9 protein-coding genes and 1 riboswitch are annotated in these 18,269 nt (G+C 53.3%); of the genes, 4 read left to right on the top strand and 5 right to left on the bottom strand.

Going from position 1 to position 18,269, the window contains the following annotated elements:
• Positions 1-33: 33 nt before the first annotated feature.
• On the bottom strand, positions 34-1,497 hold the full coding sequence (locus tag NSU01_RS02000; RefSeq protein WP_076243532.1) for an NAD(P)/FAD-dependent oxidoreductase: 1,464 nt from the start codon (positions 1,495-1,497) through the stop codon (positions 34-36).
• 123 nt (positions 1,498-1,620) lie between these two features.
• Positions 1,621-1,720, bottom strand: a riboswitch (purine riboswitch).
• A gap of 215 nt (positions 1,721-1,935) precedes the next feature.
• Here NSU01_RS02000 and NSU01_RS01995 point away from each other — a divergent pair.
• Positions 1,936-3,030, top strand: coding sequence for a GGDEF domain-containing protein (locus NSU01_RS01995; RefSeq protein WP_042133009.1), 1,095 nt, complete (start codon positions 1,936-1,938; stop codon positions 3,028-3,030).
• Positions 3,031-3,126: 96 nt separating this feature from the next.
• Here the strand turns inward: NSU01_RS01995 and NSU01_RS01990 are convergent, their stop codons facing one another.
• Positions 3,127-6,267 carry an EAL domain-containing protein gene (locus tag NSU01_RS01990; RefSeq protein ID WP_076243531.1) on the bottom strand — a complete coding sequence of 1,047 codons (3,141 nt, stop codon included), beginning with the start codon at positions 6,265-6,267 and terminating at the stop codon, positions 3,127-3,129.
• A gap of 346 nt (positions 6,268-6,613) precedes the next feature.
• Here NSU01_RS01990 and NSU01_RS01985 point away from each other — a divergent pair, with 346 nt between their 5' ends.
• Together NSU01_RS01985 and NSU01_RS01980 are read left to right on the top strand one after the other, a co-directional pair.
• The gene (locus NSU01_RS01985; protein ID WP_171720322.1) at positions 6,614-6,757 is read left to right on the top strand and encodes a hypothetical protein; all 144 of its coding nucleotides are present in this window, start codon (positions 6,614-6,616) and stop codon (positions 6,755-6,757) included.
• 229 nt (positions 6,758-6,986) lie between these two features.
• Positions 6,987-9,308, top strand: coding sequence for a TPM domain-containing protein (locus NSU01_RS01980; RefSeq protein WP_076243530.1), 2,322 nt, complete (start codon positions 6,987-6,989; stop codon positions 9,306-9,308).
• A 130-nt stretch (positions 9,309-9,438) separates the two neighbouring features.
• Here the strand turns inward: NSU01_RS01980 and NSU01_RS01975 are convergent, their stop codons facing one another.
• Complete coding sequence (locus NSU01_RS01975; protein ID WP_076243529.1) at positions 9,439-10,320, bottom strand: LysR family transcriptional regulator; 882 nt, start codon at positions 10,318-10,320, stop codon at positions 9,439-9,441.
• A gap of 118 nt (positions 10,321-10,438) precedes the next feature.
• Between NSU01_RS01975 and NSU01_RS01970 the strand changes: the two genes are divergently transcribed.
• Positions 10,439-10,891, top strand: a complete 453-nt coding sequence (locus tag NSU01_RS01970; protein ID WP_076243528.1) for a rhodanese-like domain-containing protein — start codon at positions 10,439-10,441, stop codon at positions 10,889-10,891.
• Positions 10,892-11,027: 136 nt separating this feature from the next.
• Here the strand turns inward: NSU01_RS01970 and NSU01_RS01965 are convergent, their stop codons facing one another.
• Both NSU01_RS01965 and NSU01_RS01960 read right to left on the bottom strand, forming a co-directional pair.
• Positions 11,028-16,367 carry a glycoside hydrolase domain-containing protein gene (locus NSU01_RS01965; protein ID WP_076243527.1) on the bottom strand — a complete coding sequence of 1,780 codons (5,340 nt, stop codon included), beginning with the start codon at positions 16,365-16,367 and terminating at the stop codon, positions 11,028-11,030.
• A gap of 25 nt (positions 16,368-16,392) precedes the next feature.
• The gene (locus tag NSU01_RS01960; protein WP_076243526.1) at positions 16,393-18,249 is read right to left on the bottom strand and encodes an S-layer homology domain-containing protein; all 1,857 of its coding nucleotides are present in this window, start codon (positions 18,247-18,249) and stop codon (positions 16,393-16,395) included.
• Positions 18,250-18,269 lie beyond the last annotated feature (20 nt).

Raw genomic sequence — 18,269 nt, 5'->3', positions numbered from 1 at the left:
AAGGCTGTCCTTCCGGTATTCACCCGGGCGGTTCTATAGAACTGCCGGTTGCATGTTGCCCTCTTGTTTAATCTTAGCCATCATTCCCCGGGCGATCCATACTCCGGCCGCTCCGGCCTGTGCAAGGCCGCGGGTAATGCCTGCACCGTCGCCGCCGCAGTAGAGCCCGGAGATCTCGGTCTCGAATTGCTCTGTCAGCTTAGGCCGGGCAGAATAGAACTTCGCCTCAACTCCGTAGAACAGCGTATGCTCGGAGGCAATACCCGGTGTAACCTTCTCCAGCGCCTCGACCATTTCAATCAGGCTCTTCATCGTGATGTACGGCAGGACCAGACCCAGATCGCCAGGCACCGCTTCCTTCAGCGTAGGCTCGAGGAACCCTTCCTTGATCCGTGTCTCCGTGGAACGGCGGCCGCGCAGGATATCGCCGTACTTCTGCACGATCACGCCCCCGCTGGACAGATCATTGGCCCGCTTACAGATTTCCCGGGCATATTCATTCGGTTTATCGAACGGCTCGGTGAAGGTATGGGAGACCAGGAGGGCAAAATTGGTATTCTTGGAGCCAAGCGCCGGGTCCTTGTAGGAGTGTCCGTTCGCTGCCATCACGCCGCTGTGATTCTCCACGACAACATGTCCTGAAGGGTTGCTGCAGAAGGTGCGGACCCGTGTCCCCACAGATGTATTGAAGACGAATTTCCCCTCATAGAGATGCTCGTTGATCTCACGCATCACCACATCAGAGGTTTCCACACGCACCCCAACATCCACCTGGTTGTTGTACATTTTGAGCCGGCGTTTCTTCAGCACCGCAGTCAGCCAGGCAGATCCGTCACGTCCCGGAGCAATCATTACCTGATCCGCCTCATGGCTCTCACCGTTCTTCAAGGTAATGCCCGTAATGCGATGTGCACCGTTCTCCTTGACGGTAACAATATCCTCTACTTCAGTCTTGTACAGCATATCAATGCGCGTCTTCAAATATTCGTATATGGATTTCAGGATTTCCAGGTTTTGTTCTGTTCCCAGATGGCGGACCTGCGCACGCAGCAGCTTAAGCCCTGCCGCATACCCCCGCTGCTCAATCCCGCGGATGCTCTCGGTAGTCGGATCGGTAATAACCGGCGTGGCCCCGTGCTCCAGGTTGATGCTGTCAACATATTCAATCAGCTCCATCACCCTGGAAGGAGGCAGATAATCGGTCATCCAGCCGCCGAACTCGGTCGTGATGTTGAATTTGCCGTCACTATACGCACCCGCACCGCCAAAGCCTGCAGTAATCGAACAGGCCGGCAGACACCCGGCGAATTCCTTACGGCCCGAAGCCGGAGGGCAGAGCTTGATTTTCTCCTCGAGAATCGGGCAATTCCGGCGGTAGATATCATGGCCCTTGTCCACCAGCAGGATCTTCAGCTCCGGTGCTTTAAGTGTCAATTCATAGCAGGCGAATATTCCGGCCGGACCGGCTCCAACAACAATCACATCATATTTACTCATAGGTTCTCTGTTCCTCCCAGGATGAAACGGCTGCCCTGCAGTGGATAAGGGCTGCTCTGTTTCTGCGATAAATATAAATTCACTTACGCAAACAGCACAAAAATCCCGACCTCTTCATAGGTATGCAAAATGCACCCTATTCGTAGCCAGGAATTTACGGTCCCCTGTAGAAACCCCCAAACCTTATCATTGAGGATATACGAACAGCTTAGCTCATTATTGTGAGCCAATTGGAATTCTACAGAAATTATGCGAATGTGTCAAGGATATATCGCATTAATAATTCGTGTTTGCATCATTATATCAGCATTAGTAGCTATAAATACCTAGTGTTAATCACCAAAACACGAACAATGATCACAGTATCGGATTAGGGAGGAAAATCGGGGTAATTGTCGAATATATAAGTATATTGCCACTGGAAAAGAGGAACATCTTATGCACATCCCACCGCCAACTCCTCGCCAAATGTACTGGAACCGTGTCCTCCTCAATACCTTTTGGATGGTCCTGTTTGTTTATCTGGCAAGCCAGCTATTTGTTGCCTTATCCATGTGGGGCCACCGGCCTGAGCTCTCAGGCGGGCAATATTTCATTAACCACATATTGATCCCCGACTCCATACTGCTCGTCTTGCTTCTGATTCTCGAGGTTGTACATAAATGGAAACCGCTGATGTCCGAGTTCTCAATTATTGTCGCAAGCCATCTGTACGGCATTCTGATGATCATGAATCTGAGCACGGAGTTTCATGTGAAGCCGCTGATTATGCTGCTTCCGCTGCTGGTATCCATGATCTATCTGAAGGACAATTATCTGAAGGCTTCCTCGGTTATTTGCCTGATCTATATCATTATGCTGTTCCTCAACACAGCCACCTATGACTATACCCTGCGCATCCAGAACATTATTATCACCCTTATCTTCGCAGGAACTTCACTGGCCGGGTTCGGCGTCATTGCACGGGGACGGGATCTAATGCAGTCACTGGAGAATTCGGTGAAGTCGGAGCAGGATCTGCGCATTCAGAATATTATTATGGACAGGCTGTCCAAGATTGACCCCTTGACCGACTTGTACAATCACAAGACCTTTCATGAATATCTGGGCTGGCTGATTGAGCATCAGCAGAACAATCCTTTCCCCCTGCAGCTGGCGGTTCTCGATATCGACAATTTCAAAAAAGTAAACGACCAGTATGGCCACTGGGTTGGCGATATTGTACTGAAGCAGGTAGCTGCAGTTATGCTGCAGCATATCGGATCGGATGACTTCGCCGCCCGGTACGGGGGTGAAGAGTTCGTTATCATTCTGACCGCCAAGCCGCTGGAGGATTCTGTGCGGATTATGGACAAGATCCTAACCGGAATTGCCGGCCTGCCCATTAATGAAATGGAGAATAAATCGGTTACGGTCAGCATCGGCATGCATGATTATGATGGAACCGATTCGAAGAGCTCCACTTTTCAGCAGGCAGACGATGCCCTGTATGAAGCCAAAAAAACAGGCAAGAACAAAATCGTTATCTTCTAGCTGCGAATAAACATTTTTATAGTTCAAAAAAAGCGGGTCCACAGGCGTATTATCCATGCCCGGGACCCGCTTTTATTATGTAATAATCTATAAGCTCTAATTCAGATGATCTACTTCATAACGCTTCTGCGGCACGAGCAGTTCAATTACTTTGCGCTGCGGCACCGGCCGGCTGATCAGGTAACCCTGAACCTTGTCGCAATTCGATTCCTTGAGGAAGGCCAGCTGGCTGGAGTCCTCCACGCCCTCGGCTACAACATCCAGGCCCATCTTATGGCCCAATATAATGATCGTCTGAACGAAGGACTCGCTATAGGCTTTATCCGCAAGGGAATCAATGAAAATTTTGTCCATTTTGAGTGTCGAAATCGGCAGCTGCTGAAGATAGCTTAAGGAGGAGTACCCCGTCCCGAAATCATCCAGCGCAATCCGGATGCCGCGTGACTTCAGGAATTCCAGCTTGCTGACGGTGCTCTCGAACGATTCCATGAATATGGATTCCGTAATCTCCAGCTCCAGACTGCTCGGCTCAAGACCGCTCTCTTCCAGACTATCCAGCACAATCTCCACGAAATCATCCTGCAGCAGCTGAATAATGGAGATATTCACTGATATTTTATAAGAGATTCCGGTAAGCTGGTGAATGCTGTTCATGAATTTGCAGGCTTCCCGCAGCACCCATTCCCCGATATAAATTATCAGCCTGGAATCCTCGGCAATCTTGATGAAGGAGAGCGGAGAGACAAAACCGAGCACCGGACTGTTCCAGCGGATCAAAGCCTCGAATCCCGAGATCAGTCCCGTATCGATCTGCACCTGCGGCTGATAATGCAGCTCAAATTCATTATTGTTCATGGCACTCCGCAGATGCTTCTCAATGTTCATCCGTTCATTAAATGCCGTATGCATTGATTTGTCATAAACCACATAAGTGCTTTTTCCTTCTTCTTTGGCCCGGTACATCGCTACATCAGCATTCTTCAGAATCTCCTCCGTCGTCTCCCCGTCCTCCGGGTAGAAGGAGATCCCGATGCTGCAGGAGACGTACAGGTTGCTCTCGCCGATGAGGAAGGATTTGCGGAAGGAGCGCATAATGTCCTCGGCCAGATTCAGCACATCCACGCGGCTCTCTATGTCTTTGAGAAACACTACAAATTCGTCGCCGCCAAGCCGGGAGAGCATGTCCCCTTCCCGGACTACCGACTGCAGGCGCTCGCTGGCCTTGCGGATCAGAATGTCGCCGGATTTATGTCCTAGCGTATCATTAATATACTTGAAGTTGTCTGTGTCTACGAACAGAAGCGCTGCTCTCCCCCCAGGCCGGCGGAAATAATTCTCCATCGTCTCCAGCAGACAGATCCGGTTGGGCAGATTGCTGAGCGAATCCACATAAGCCAGGCGGTGCATGTTCTTCTGATTCTCCAGCAGCATCTCATATTGCCCTACAAGCTCCTGCTGCGTAGCCGTAAGCTGCTCATAGGTCGCTTCAAGCTCCTGATAGCTGTTATTCAGATTGAACTCCGCCTGCTTCCGCTTGCTGATATCAATCAGCGAGCCAAGGAACAGTACGATTTGGTCTCTCGGGTCCACAATCGCCTTCCCTCTAACCTCAAACCAGACGTAGACGTCATCTTTGGTCTTCATCCGGTACTCGGTTTCGTAGATCGGAGTCAGCCCGGTAAGATGCTCCTGTCTGGCTTTGCGTGCAGATTCCTGATCATCCGGATGAATGATGCTGAGCACGCCGCCTTCGAAGGCGTTAATCTCTTCCTCGGTGTAGCCCATGACCTCATACCAGCGGTCCGAGAGCTTGTAGAAGCCGCTATCCCAGTCGAGCTCCCACATATAGGCACCTGAGCCTTCGGAGGCCAGACGGAAACGCCGTTCACTGACGCCCAGCCGGTTGAACTGGTCCTGCAGCTCAACTTCAGTTGCCGCAAGCTCCTCATAGGTAGATTCCAGTTCCTCGTAACTCATCTGCAGCTTAAGTTCGTTCTGTTTGCGTTCATCGATATCAAGCCCGACCAGGACAAATATATCCTCCGCCTGATCATCCATCCCCTTGATCAGGGTAGTGCGGATGGAGAAATAATGCGCAGCCGGAGAATGCTCCGGAAGCTTCAGCTCCACATTAGTCACATAATCGAGATAAACCGCTTTGGTAAGGAGATCCCGCAACACTGCCGCTCCGCCCTCAAGACCAGGCAGGTCATCGATACTCACGCCGAGCACATCCTTCTCTGAAAGCCCGGTCATTGTCTCGGCATATTGATTGAAGCGCACGCTCCGCTTGTCTCCATGAACCGCCCATATGATCATCCCGGTATTCTCGATCACATCCTCGAAGAATTCCTGTTCAGAGTGAATTGTCCGGCGCAGACGCCGGATATATATCCGGAGCAGCACAGCGCCGAATACCAGCAGGATAGCCCCTATGGCCACTCCTGATATGATTCTGTTACGGATCATCGACTGATGATAATCCGAGTGAGCGAAAAAATATTGCTGATACAGCTCTTCGAATGCCCCGGAGCGTTCCAGCCGCTCAAGTCTGGCATTCACATAAGACACCAGCTCCGGCTTGGTCTTGCTGATGCCATAAGCGACATCCTGAGGATAAAGATTGTTCATTTTGCGGACAATCGTTCCGGTCAGTCCCTGTTCAACAATCAGATAATCCACAACCCCCTGATTCTCGAACAGCAGATCAATCTCGCCCTTGCGCAGAGCCTTCACTGCTTCAGGTACGGTTGCATATTCTATGTATTGTGTGGATGAGATTCCCACCTTATTCTGCAGAACAGTTTCCGAATACTGTCCCTTACCTACACCGATTTTGTAATTTTTCAACGTGCTCAGCTTCACTTCTTCACTAAGCTCCTGGCGGGAATAGACGGAAATGTAGCTCCTTAGCACAGGTCTGGAGAACAAGGTATCCTGCTTTCTCTCCTCGGTTACGGCCATGAGGCCGGTCGTGTCGATCTTGCCCTCAGTCAGCAGGCTGTATGTACTCTCCCATTCCCCGGTGCTGTATAGAATAAGATAATCCTTTTTCTCAAAAATCATACTCGTCAGATCAATATCAAAGCCTGTCAGATATCCGTTCTGTATGTACTTGTAAGGGGGATATTCCAGTTCTGCCTGGTACTTAATATCCTGTCTTTCGGCGTGAGCGGCAGCGGCGGGTGTAATCATGAGCACGATGCCAATTAGAAGCAAGAGTTTACACCGCTTCATCGCAATTCTCCTTTGTCCCATAAAAATCGGCTAAACGCATTTATATGAAGCTGTATTCGACAAAAAATGGTAAGGTTCCTGCTAGTTATGCTTCAGTTCTGATAAAATGTGCAAATTCTGCAGAATCGTTTATTTATTGTCGAAGAAGCACATGGAAGCAGCTTTGCCGTCCTTTTAAAGGACGGTACGGTTTCAGCGAGAATTTTAAAATAAGAAAATTTATATTTGTATTGCTTTTTGGGAGCAAAATGTGGATAATAACATAAAGGTTGATAATGATTATCATTATTGAATATCTATTATTCATTACTTGACTATATTTGAGTTAAAAGGAGACTGAACACCCATGAACGCAGCCACCACCCGGACCGCATTACAGGTTGACGATTATCTGGATCTGCTCAATCTTGCTGTAAAAGTCGGAGATATGAAATGGCAAAAAGAGATCAAGTCCAGATTGCAGTATATCCTCTGTCTGCAAACCCGATAGATTATTCCGCGCACACAACAGCTAAGCCTCCTGCCATTGGCAAGGACACAGTTGCTGTTAGTTATAGAAGAATGTATATAGCCGCATTTCCGTTACGGGAATGCGGCTTTTTTTGTAGTATACGGGGGCTAATTCCAGGGCGGCTGCATCTGAGGTCTCCGGAATGTTTAATGATATAATGATTAGCATAATATAACGAACAACAGCCCATAGATCGGAGTGTGCAGACTTGAGAAAAATCCTCGCCTTGGTCTTACTATTATCCTTGCTCCGGATCCCCGGCGTCTATGCTGCGGATATTCCTGTACAGCAGGGAGTTGTTACTGATGAAGCCGGCTTACTTACTGCCCAGGAAGCAGAAGCTATCACCCGGATTGCCGCAACGGACCGCTATACTCTCCATGTCCTGACAGTGGACTCTCTGGGCGGCGCGGATCCAGCCGATTATGCAGAGAAGGTATATCATACATGGAAGCTGAAGACCCGGGATATCCTGCTTCTGATCGCTTACGGAGACCAGCAGACGGAGATTAACTTCGATAATCCGGAGCTGCAGAACTCGCTCAATGCCTGGTCGCAGAACCTCGGCGGAGCTTCAGGCAGCGCGGCAATCACTAAGCTGCTGGAGACTTACTTCAATCCTTATGCCAGAGACGGTGATTTCGCCTTAGGAATCAGCTCTGTCATTAAGGAGCTGCAAGCCGTGGGCAGCGGACCGGGCAGTGCTGCCGGAGGAACTGCTGGAGGGGGTACAGGTGGTACTGCGGGTGGCGGATCAGGCGGCAACGGCGGGACAGCCGGAAGCAGCGGATCGGAGGCGGCCGAAACCGGCAGGGGCGGACTATCCTTCTTATCGCTCGCCGCTATTGTTGTGGGTGCCGCCTTACTGCTGCTCCTGCTGTACGTGCTGATTACAGGAATGCGCCGCCGCAGCGGGCTTGCCAATCAGCAGGAACTATTGTCTGACCTGCTGGTACGGGCGAATCGCGCTCTCGAATCCCTTCAGCCCTTCCAGGGAATCGTGCAGGGCAAGACCGGGGAACTGGTCGAGGGCATATCGAAGCGCCTGACCTCGCAGCTGGTCGAGATCTCAGCGCTGCAGACAACTGGGCAAGGTGCCCTGCCGCCCTTCTACCGCCTGTCCGCTCTCAAAGCAGCAACAGAACAGCTTCAGCAGACGGAAGGTACTTTCCGCACCTCGCTTGAAGAGGAGGAGAAGAATATTGCTGTCATCAGCGAGGCCGACCGGAACGTCAAGCAGCGGATCACCGAACTGAAGCAGGATGCGCCCGAGCTTGACGGACAATTGCAGCAAGCGGCCCAAGAGACCGGCTACCCACTGCAGGAAATCGCCGAAGACCTGCAGGAGCTGGCCGCAGAAACTGCCAAAGCTGACCAGCTGGAGCTGTTTGACCCGATTGCTGCACAGGATATTACCGCAGAGGCGCAGGAGCGCCAGGAGCAGATTGAGCGGGACCTGCAGGATGTAGATACTTTTGACGATAAGCTGAAGGCATTCCCCGGGGTTCTGGCCGCTGCCCGCAGCCGAATTGCCGGGCTGATTGAGCAGAACTCCCTGCACAATATGAAGGTTAAGCCCTATGACAGTCTGGAGCAGGCTTCCGCTGCCGCCGGGTCCCTGGAGGCGCCGCTGCGCAGCGGCGACATGGATGAGGTGCGGCGGATCGGTGCCGCGCTGGATGCGCTGCTGGCTGAAGCCGTCGCCATGACGGAACGCCAGGCCATGATCCGGCAGAGCAACCGCGCAGATCTGGAGACGGTGCGCAGCAAGTGGGGGAGCTTGACCCAGCGGCGCAATGAGCTGCAGAGCAAGCTCACCGAGGCGGGGAACCAGTTCGCCCGCCAGCATCTGGACGGTCTGGAGAAGACGCTTGAGGAGACAGGCGCCGCACTGCGGCAGGGCGCAGGCGAAGTGCCGCAGATAGAGACCTGGACCAGCGATGCACGCGGTGAATATGAGAATGCGCGCAGCGGGCTCGACCGGCTGCTAACGCTGCAGGACGAGACTGAAGGCAAATTCAGCAGTATCGACAGCAGTCTGAGCTCTCTGTACGAACGTCTGGACAGCCTGAGAAGGCTGTTCACGGAAGGACAGAGCCGGGTCGATGCGGCACAGAGTCTGCTGCATAGCAGAGGGATTGCTGCACAGAGCCGCTTCCAGCTGTCCCTGCTGCCGGAATATGCCGAGCTGGAGCAGCGCCTGTCCGCCCGTCCATACAATCTGGATGAACTGGAGAGTACAGGCCGTGCTTATGCTTCGCAGATTTCCAGCTTCGTGGAAGAAGCGAACCGGCTTGTCCGCCAGAAGGAAGAGGCAGAGCGGGCGGCCCGCCTGGCAATGATGCGGGAACAGCAGCGCAGAGAGCAGGCCCGCAAGCGGATGTCCTCCGGGCCGCCCTCCTCGGGCGGATTCGGCGGCGGACGTTCCTCCGGCGGCTCCTCCTGGGGCGGCGGAGGCCGGTCGTCGGGCGGCTCTTCCTGGGGCGGCGGCAAGTCCGGCAGGAATTCTTCCGGCGGCTCCAAGTGGTAGACGGCGAATCACCGGGAGCGGCATAGACATATTGAAGAAGGCTTCAGCCAGGGTTTATGGCTGAAGCCTTCTTTTTCTGAAGAACCTGTATAAGTCTCGGGGGTGGCTGATGCTGAGAATGTAAGATGTGTTATACAGGCTCCTGCAGCTGCATATGGGCAATGAACTCCATGAATACAGGGGATAGCCGCTGCTCCTTGCGGTAGATAAGCTGAATATAGAACGGCTCAAGCTGCCCGGCCAGGGGAATTCCGGTTAACACGCCGGTGCACAGCTCCTCTTCTACCGCATACCGCGGCAGAAAGGCCGTCCCCCAGCTGTGCTTCACGGCCTGCTTGATCCCCTCGAGATTCCCGAACTCCATATCTACACGCGCAGTTATACCGGATTCCCTGAGCACATGCAGCAGCTGCTTCCGGTACGTGCAGGTACTCTCTGTCAGCACCAGCGGTTCCCCCTCCAGATGCTCCGGGGTAACAGCCTTTTCGGCTGCCAAGGGATGCTCCGGATGGGTGATCACATACAGCTGCTCCTCCCGCAGCGGCAAAGTGACCAGTTCCCCCGACGCATACGGAACATCGAAGATCAGACCGAAATGGGCGATTTTATCTTTGACTGCGGCGATGATATCTTCTTCAGAGCCGGGCTGTACCCGCAGCTGCATTCCGGTATGCTGCTCCCGGTACCGGTGCAGCCGGTGAGGCAGATAATAAGCGGCCAGCGTCTCAATGGCTCCAATATTCAGCACTCCCTGATCACCGCCGGAGATTATTCCTTTAGCTTCCACACTCAGCGCCAACATTTGCCGGGCATACGGGAGCAGATTGCTGCCGGCGAAGGTTGGAATCATCCCCCTGCCCGATCGCTCCAGCAGAATGGCTCCGTACAGCTCCTCCAGCTTGGCAATCTGCGCCGTTACACTCGATTGTGCGTAACCCAGCACTTCTGCCGCCCGGGTATAACTTCCGTGGTCCGCCACTGTACAAAAGGTCCGTAAATAGGTTAATTCCATACACAGTTCTCCTGAATTATCAATATTTTCGATATTTGCTATCACAGACTATAGATAACTCCAATTATAGATCCCTTATATAATAAAACCAACCCATTTAACCAAGGAGGACTCCGCAATGAAACTACAGGCGAAATCTCAAGTACTGGCTGCTCCGGCAGCGCCCTCCGCGGATGCGGTACGCTATTTCACAGCCAAAGCAGCATTCGAGACCGATGTGGCCGATGTGGCTTACGATCTGCGTGAAGGGATCACCGGCTTTCAGCTGGTCGATGTCCGCGATGCCCGTTCTTATGAAGAGGCTCATCTGCCGGGAGCCCTCTCCCTGCCCTCCGGGCGGATAAACCATACTTCTCCGGAGCTGCCCACAGAAGATGTTCTAATTCTGTATTGCTGGGGCCCTGCCTGCAATGGGGCCAGTAAAGCTGCAGCCAGACTAGCGGAACAGGGCTACCTCGTTAAGGAGATGCTCGGCGGTATCGAGTATTGGCGCAAAGAAGGGGGCAGACTGGAGGGCACCCTGCAGGAGGAAGCGCCGCTGTACTATAGCATGCCTGACGGATCGCAATAATACGGAGCCTTTCCCCTAAGCGGATATTTCCGTGAGAGACGCAGCTTTTTATCATTTTATGAAATTAAGAAAATCAGCAGCAAAGAAGGCCCATAGGAGACAAGTCTCCTATTGGCCTTCTGCAGCAATCACTCCATCATTTCTTCGTGAAGATTAGTTTATCGAGGTTGCCCACATAGTTCAGACTCGAAGTAGTCGAGCCCTTCAGTGAGACATACAGATGCTGCTTGCCGGTCAGTGTCTGACTGAGCAGAGCGCCTGCAGTCTTGTAGTTCCCCCAGGCTCCGCCTGTATTGGGCAGACTGAACGTACCGATTACGGTACCGTCTTTGCCGCTCAGCCGGATCTCAGCTGTGATGTCAGCCGGGGCACGATTGGTCGGCGCATCGTACTGGATGGACACGTAGTTCTTGCCCTGTACGCCGAAATCAACATTCTCAAAGGAGAACCAGGCTCCGGTAAATGTATTAGCCACTACAGTTCCGCCGTTGTTGCCCTCAGTTTTGAGCGGATTGCTGTTGAAGGTATTTTTGGCATCAGACCACACGGTCTTGTTCTCAAATTCCACAAGAACATCCGGTTCAGCTGCGGCCAGAGAGAAGGACGCATTGTCAAAATTACCGATATACTTGAAGGTTGAATCCGTTGTGCCCCTAAACACCAGGTAGATGTCCTGCATGCCGGTAAGATTCTTGCTCAGCGCGCCGGACACAGTCTTGTACGTCCCCCAGGCATTTGCAGTCGGCGGTGCTGACAGAGTGCCTGCAAGCTCACCGTCCACTCCGCCCAGACGGACTTCAACGGATGAATCTGCGGCCGTATTCGTTGAATTGCCTGTATACTCCAGCGACCACTGATTCACGCCCGTGCTGCCGAAGTTCATTCCCTTGTATGCCAGCCAGGCTCCGCTAAAGGTATTGGCAACCTGCTTGCCGCTGGTACCGTTCTCGGTCTTCAGCGGACCGCCGTTGGCCGGATTATTATCCGTGGACCAGGCATCATAGCTCTCCAGCTCCAGCTTGGTGTAGTCGGTCCGGATCGCCTGGTAGTCCCACATGAACTTGTCCAGATTGGCGATATACGGACGATTGCTGTCTGTACTGCCCTTCAGCACGAAGAACAGGCTCTGCTTGCCGGTCAGTGTACGATTCAGGATTGCTGCCGCCGCCTTATATTGCGTCCACCCTGCACCGGTATTCTTAAGCTCCACATTGCCGAGAAGCTCGCCGTCTACAGCCCCAAGCCGCAGCTCAAGCACCGCATCCGCCGGTGTCCGGTCAGAGTTTGCATTATACTCGACCGTAATCCGGTTTGTCCCTTTGGTTCCGAAATCGATATCCGCAAAGGATAACCACGCGCCAGTGAAGGTATTGGCGACCACCGAACCGTTATTGCCGTCTTCAGTTTTCAGTTTATTGTTGTTGAACGTATTGACCGCATCCGACCAGGCCGTGCGGTTCTCAAATTCTACCGTCCCCGTATCCACTACCGGTGGCTGCGGTTCTTCCGCCGGATCAGGTATAACCGGAGTCTTCACCGGTACCGGCAGCGGTTCAGGCAACGGAACTTCCCCGCCCGGCTGCTCTCCTCCCGGTTCGCCTGGTTCACTTGGTTCACCAGGGTTCTGCGGTGCCGGCTCCGGCTGCGATTCAATAGGATCAGCCAGCCACAATGAGTCGTAGATGTTGCCGTTATAGCTGTCCACCAGGTAGACATTCACCTGATACTTACTGGAGTTCACACTGAAGTTCTGCGTCAGCTCGAAGCCTCCGGACTGGACCGGTACGGCACTGGACAGCAGTGCCTGCTCTCCGCCGTCCATCAGCTGAATTACAGCAACCGCCGAGTCTACATAATCTCCTTTGAGAGTTCCTGATACCTCCACGGTCATATTGCCTGTGCGCTTCACGTCTGCCTTCAGATCGTATACATCCCATAGGATGTCCGAGGTGTACGGGACATTAGAAACCAAGGCATCGCTTGTCATGACATTCCGGTCTTCATTTGCTTGGATGCGTACTTGTACAGCGCCCGCCGCAAAGGCCTGCGGTCCGACCGTCTGCGGATTCGCTGCAGCCGTCTTCCAGCTCACACCGCCGTTGGTACTGTATTCATAGTCGGCCGGGCTTGTGAAGCCCTGTACCGCCGTCCAGCCGAAGGTATTGGCCGTATCGTCCACCAGCGGAGCTGTTGGCGCGTCAGGCTTCATCATTTGCTTGACCGTCTCCAGACTGAGATCAAATGCGATATCTGAGCTGCTGAAGTTTACCTGATGCACTTCTGCGGCGAGCACGTTGATGCCTTCCTGCAGATAATCCGGATTGATCTCATAACGGTTCCAGTCACGTTCGTCGCCGACTGTAGCATTGGCATTGGTATCATAAGCCGCAGCCCCGTCCGGCATGTTCGTCCGGATAATCTCATGTCCGTTCAGATAGACTATGGCGCCGTCATCACGGATCAGACCGGCATCCAGCTCCAGTATGTCCTTCAGCTCAGATGCATTGAATGTTGTGCGGAAGTAGGACGTCGTATATTTCTTGCTTGCATCCGGGCCGTAGCCGATCACGGTTCTGGCATATCCCTTGTTGTCGTAGCCGAGCGGTGCCTGCCCGGAGGACCAGCTGCTGTCATTGAAGCCCGCTAATGTCCAGCCATTCGCCGGGGCTTTGCCTTTATCATAATATTTCCACTCTGAACCTTCGCTGATCAATGAATTCCGGGAGAGTGTGTTCTCAATGTCAGCATCATAATCTGCTGTAGGAGGTGCCGATTTGGCCGAAGCTCCCCAAGCATAATTAGGCGTATCTCCCATATCAAATTCCAGCGTGCCCCCGTTCATCAGATCATCATAGCCGATCCAGGCCTGATCAAACGATTGACCGTTCAGGGTGGCGGATTGGATGAACCGGTTGGCGGAGGAGACATTGTCCGCTTTAATAGTGAAGGTCTTGCCATTATCCAGATGGAGGGTCAGCTCCGAGAAAACAGGTGAGCCGATCAGGAAATTGGCGTCTCCCGGATTGCCGGGAAAAAGGCCCATTGCGCTGTATACATACCAGGAGGACATTCCCCCGGCATCGTCGTCCATAGAAGGCAGATAACCTTCAGGATCAGCACGGTAGACCCGCGATTGGATCGGGAAAGCATACGGCCCGTGGTTGTGGTATTTCTGAGTAACCACCTCGGTAGTATATTCTCTGGCATAATATTGGGTCAGATAAGGATAACCCAGATAGTTGAACAGATAGGGTACATCGATGTCCGGCTCGTTGATAGCCATATACTCATTCCGGGCAAAGAAATCCTGCAGCTGCTTCGCCATTGCTGTCTTGCCGCCCATCAGCTTGGCCAAACCATTGATGTCCTGTGTAGCGGACCAGCGGTATGTCCAAAGATTGCCTTGATAGGCATACTTGTCCACTGCGGTTACATCCCCCTTGGCTACCGTTGTACCATTCGGGGTAAAGAATCCGGTCTTAACACCGTTCTCGTCGACCTGATTCTCATTCCACAGACTCTGATAGGAGAGTGCTAGTTTCTTATATTTCTCATATGTGCTCTTATCGCCCAGCAGCGCAGCAAGCTTCATCGGAAAATAGGCACTTTTCGCCTTCTCCAGCTTGCCGGAAATTTCGCCGTCCGAGATCGAGAAGTTGTCCGCATCGACTGCCATTCCTTTTAGCGCCGTGTACACGTCATAGTCCGTGAAGCCTTTCGCATAGGCATCGAGAATAACGGCACCGTTGAATTCATTGCGCACCGTCGGGCTTGGCCAATAACCGTCCCCCCATTGCGTGTAGGTCCCTCTGGTCTTGTAAAGGTCAACCAGCGACTTCACCATGTTGTTATACTTCTGCGGCTCCAGCACAGAGAACAGGGAGTATTTGCGGAAATCATCCCAGGTCGTCCAGCCGTTATAGTATTCAAAATCCTCACCAAGCCCGGACGCTTGGCGCACCGTATTCTCATCCCTGCCCGCCTTGAACGTTCCGGCTGAGCTGGTTACGTTCTTCGGATGCAGGTACGTATGGTACATTTGCGTATAAAATACTTGCTTATTCTCTTCATCTTCATCCTTGATTTCCACTTTGCCCAAAACATCGCTCCAGGTGCTGCGGATCTTGGCATGCTGGGCATCGAAATCCCAGTCAGCAATATCCTGTTTCACCTCGGCTCTGGCCTGTTCCACACTTACCGCCGACAGACCGACCTTAGCCTGGATCACTTTGCCGCCATTCGTATCGAAATTAACCCAGACTCCGCTGTTCGCCCCGGTACGGACTGCTTCCGTTCCGGTTGTATCGCCCTGCCAGGAGGTGTAGGAATCGAAATCATGGTCAAACAGGATGGAATAATAGAGCTTATAATACCCGTTGCCGCATACGTTCTTGGATTGGATCATGCCCGTAATTTCATTGCTGCCTTCCACCTTCAGGTTGGCATCAAGCATTCCGGCATAGGAATTGGAGAGATCCACGAGTACAGAACCCGTCTTCGCGGATGCCGGGAATGTATAGCGCTGGAAGCCGACATTGTCCGATGCCGTCAATTCTACGCCGATTCCTGATGCCAGCGTAACACCGTAGTACCCGGCAGAAGCCTGCTCACTGCTTTTATCGTACAGCTGCTTATATTCATTCACATTCTTCGTGAACGAACGCGTCTCAGGCATCATCAGGATGTTGCCGCCTGCCCCACTGCAGCCTACACCGCTGAAACGTACCTGCGAGAAGCCTTTCAGGTATTTATCCTGATAATAATAGCCGCTGAACGCCCCGCCGTCGCTGTCAGGTCCCAGGGAGACGAGTCCGAACGGCGTCGACGGTCCCGGATTCGTCTGACCGTTATCTCCCAGGGTGTTGATAAGCGGATCAACATAATCCACCGGGTCCAGATTTACTGCAGGATAGGCCGGATATTTCCCGGCATCTACCCCATATACCTGCAGCTCATACAGCCGGACAGTATCGCCGCTCGCTGCAGCTTTGCTTACATAGAACCGGAGATAGCGGGCTGTCACCGGCTGGGGCAGATACCGGTCAACGACCGTCTGCACGTTACCCTGCACAACATCCACATCGCTCCAGCTCTGGCCGTCCTCGCTCTTCTGCAGCCGGAAATTCTGTGTATTCCAGAACGGGCTGTTCGAGCTCTCATTGATACCGGCGTTGTAAACCGTCCATTGGTTAATCGTGTAATCCTTACCAAGGTCGAGCTTCATCCATTTGATCTTGGCGGTTGTATTATCGCACCACTTCGTGTCGTTCTTGCCGTCTACAGCAAATTGCGGCCGTTCATTCACATTGCATTGACCTGAGGCCGTAACTTGTGCATTCAGTGCAACATTCTTCGCCGGGACTACTTCTATACCGGCTTCCGCGGCGGATACCGTAACCGTAAAGGCAGTCACTGAATCCAGCAAGCCAAGCAGCATCAGAACCGACATCAGAATGGAGAACAGTTGTTTACGCATGAGATTCCAATCCCTCGCTTTCATCTTATAGTGAAGAGCCGGTCTGAACCAGACGGCCTACCATTACAGCCACCTCAGCGCGGGTGACCTGCTTCTTCGGCTGGAATGCGGTGCCGTCTCCCTGCATTAGCCCGCTCGCTCCCGCCTCGGCCACACTGGCCGTCGCCCAAGAGGCAATTTCCCGCGCATCAGTATAAGCCTTACCTGCCTGGACGCCTGCCCCAAGCTTGAAGTACTTCGAAGCGTTAACCAGTGCTACCGCCGCTTCCTCGCGGGTGATCCGGTCATTTGGCCGGAAGGACCCGTCGTAGCCGTTCATTATACCCGTCGCTGCGGCCTCCGCCGCCTGCTTAGCGTAATAAGCATTTGAAGGCACATCAGCGAACGGTGCTGCAGCAACTTCAGCCGGCACGTTTCCCGTACGCTCTGCAGCCCGCATCAGCAGGGCGGCGAACTCAGCGCGGGTAATGCCGCGGGCCGGTTCATAATGTGCAGCGTCCACACCGTTCACCAGGTGCTTGGCGGCAAGAGATTTCACGGCTGCTTCAGCCCAGTGTCCGGTCATATCCGCGAAATTCTTGTCATAGACAAGCAGTGCATATGCAGAGAAATGGGTCGCCTTGAAGGCTACCGTTCCAGCCGTCAACGTGCCAGCTACATATTCAGCACTGTTGCCGTCCACGTAATAAATGCCGGCGAGTTCCGTCTTCATCGAGGCAATCTGCGCTGGCGCCAGCTTGAGGCTAACCTCTGCCGGCTGAGTCAGCTGATGGATCTCAGTAACATTGCTGCCGTTTAGCGTCTGAATGACCAGCGACAGTAATACGCCAGTCGAAGCATAAGCGGCATCACTGCGGACAGACCCGCTAACCAGTGACTGGGCTTCCTTATTCCAGCTGGCATTCAGAACAATCCGCAACCGGGTCTGATTATCACCCGAGGTCTTCATTGCACCTGCGGGAAAAGAAATCGTCCTTACTCCATCCGTCAGTACAAGGCCTGTATTCCCTGCATTAAGCAGATTCAGCGATTGTTGCGGGAGCTCAAGTGCCACTCCAGCTTCTCCAGCCGTGGCCGGCAGCTCAATTGTGATCTGGCCAGCAGCTTGCTGCATAGCCTGCGCCAGCGTATCTGTACCAATCAGATAACGCCCGTCCCCGGACAGCTCCGGCTTGATACGTGCTGAGCTGGCTTCCCCAGCTCCGGCAGGAATCAAGCCGTCCGGAGAAGTCTGGCCGCTGCCCGTTCCAGCAGGCTGTGGCGTACCCGGATTACTTGGCGTTCCAGAATCAGGAGTTCCTGGAGTCGGACTCGGTGTCGCCATTGGTGTCGGTGATACCGTTGCTGTCGGCGACACTGTTGCTGTCGGCGACACTGTCGCTGTCGGTGAGACTGTCGCTGTCGGTGCCACTGTCGCTGTCGGTGCCACTGTCGCTGTCGGTGCCACTGTCGCTGTCGGTGCCACTGTCGCTATCGGCGTTGGCGTTGGCGTTCCAGTACCCGGATTACCCGGTGTTCCCCCGCCCGGCTCCTCTTCTCCCGGAATCATGAATGGTTGGCTCAGGGTTGTTCCGCCGGAACCGGCAACCACGTTATAGCTTCCGGATGGAGCCAATAGCTGGCTTGCCGGAATTGACACCCGCTGGGTATAGGCTCCGTCTACAGCTTTCAAGACATCAATATAGAACACTGTTCCGGCCGGGCTGACGATTTTGACAACAACCTGGTCACCCGGGCCCGGTGTCGTTCCAGACAGTGTGATGCTGCCGCCGCGCTCAGCCTCCTTTCCGCTCAAATGGAGCGTGAAGGAGTTAGCAGCGAAGACTGCAGCAGGTGAACACAGGAACAATAAGACCATAATGGCCGCTACAACTTTTTTCACCTTCGGATTCCTCTCTTTCC

Source organism: Paenibacillus sp. FSL H8-0259, assembly GCF_037963255.1.
Lineage (GTDB): Bacteria > Bacillota > Bacilli > Paenibacillales > Paenibacillaceae > Paenibacillus_AQ > Paenibacillus_AQ phytohabitans.
This window is presented reverse-complemented; position numbering and strand designations above follow the sequence as displayed.

Coding starts and splice junctions, on each gene's coding strand:
- NSU01_RS01985 (WP_171720322.1), top strand. CDS start 6,614: ATGAACGCAGCCACCACCCGGACCGCATTACAGGTTGACGATTATCTG.
- NSU01_RS01965 (WP_076243527.1), bottom strand. CDS start 16,367: ATGCGTAAACAACTGTTCTCCATTCTGATGTCGGTTCTGATGCTGCTT.
- NSU01_RS02000 (WP_076243532.1), bottom strand. CDS start 1,497: ATGAGTAAATATGATGTGATTGTTGTTGGAGCCGGTCCGGCCGGAATA.
- NSU01_RS01990 (WP_076243531.1), bottom strand. CDS start 6,267: ATGAAGCGGTGTAAACTCTTGCTTCTAATTGGCATCGTGCTCATGATT.
- NSU01_RS01970 (WP_076243528.1), top strand. CDS start 10,439: ATGAAACTACAGGCGAAATCTCAAGTACTGGCTGCTCCGGCAGCGCCC.
- NSU01_RS01995 (WP_042133009.1), top strand. CDS start 1,936: ATGCACATCCCACCGCCAACTCCTCGCCAAATGTACTGGAACCGTGTC.
- NSU01_RS01975 (WP_076243529.1), bottom strand. CDS start 10,320: ATGGAATTAACCTATTTACGGACCTTTTGTACAGTGGCGGACCACGGA.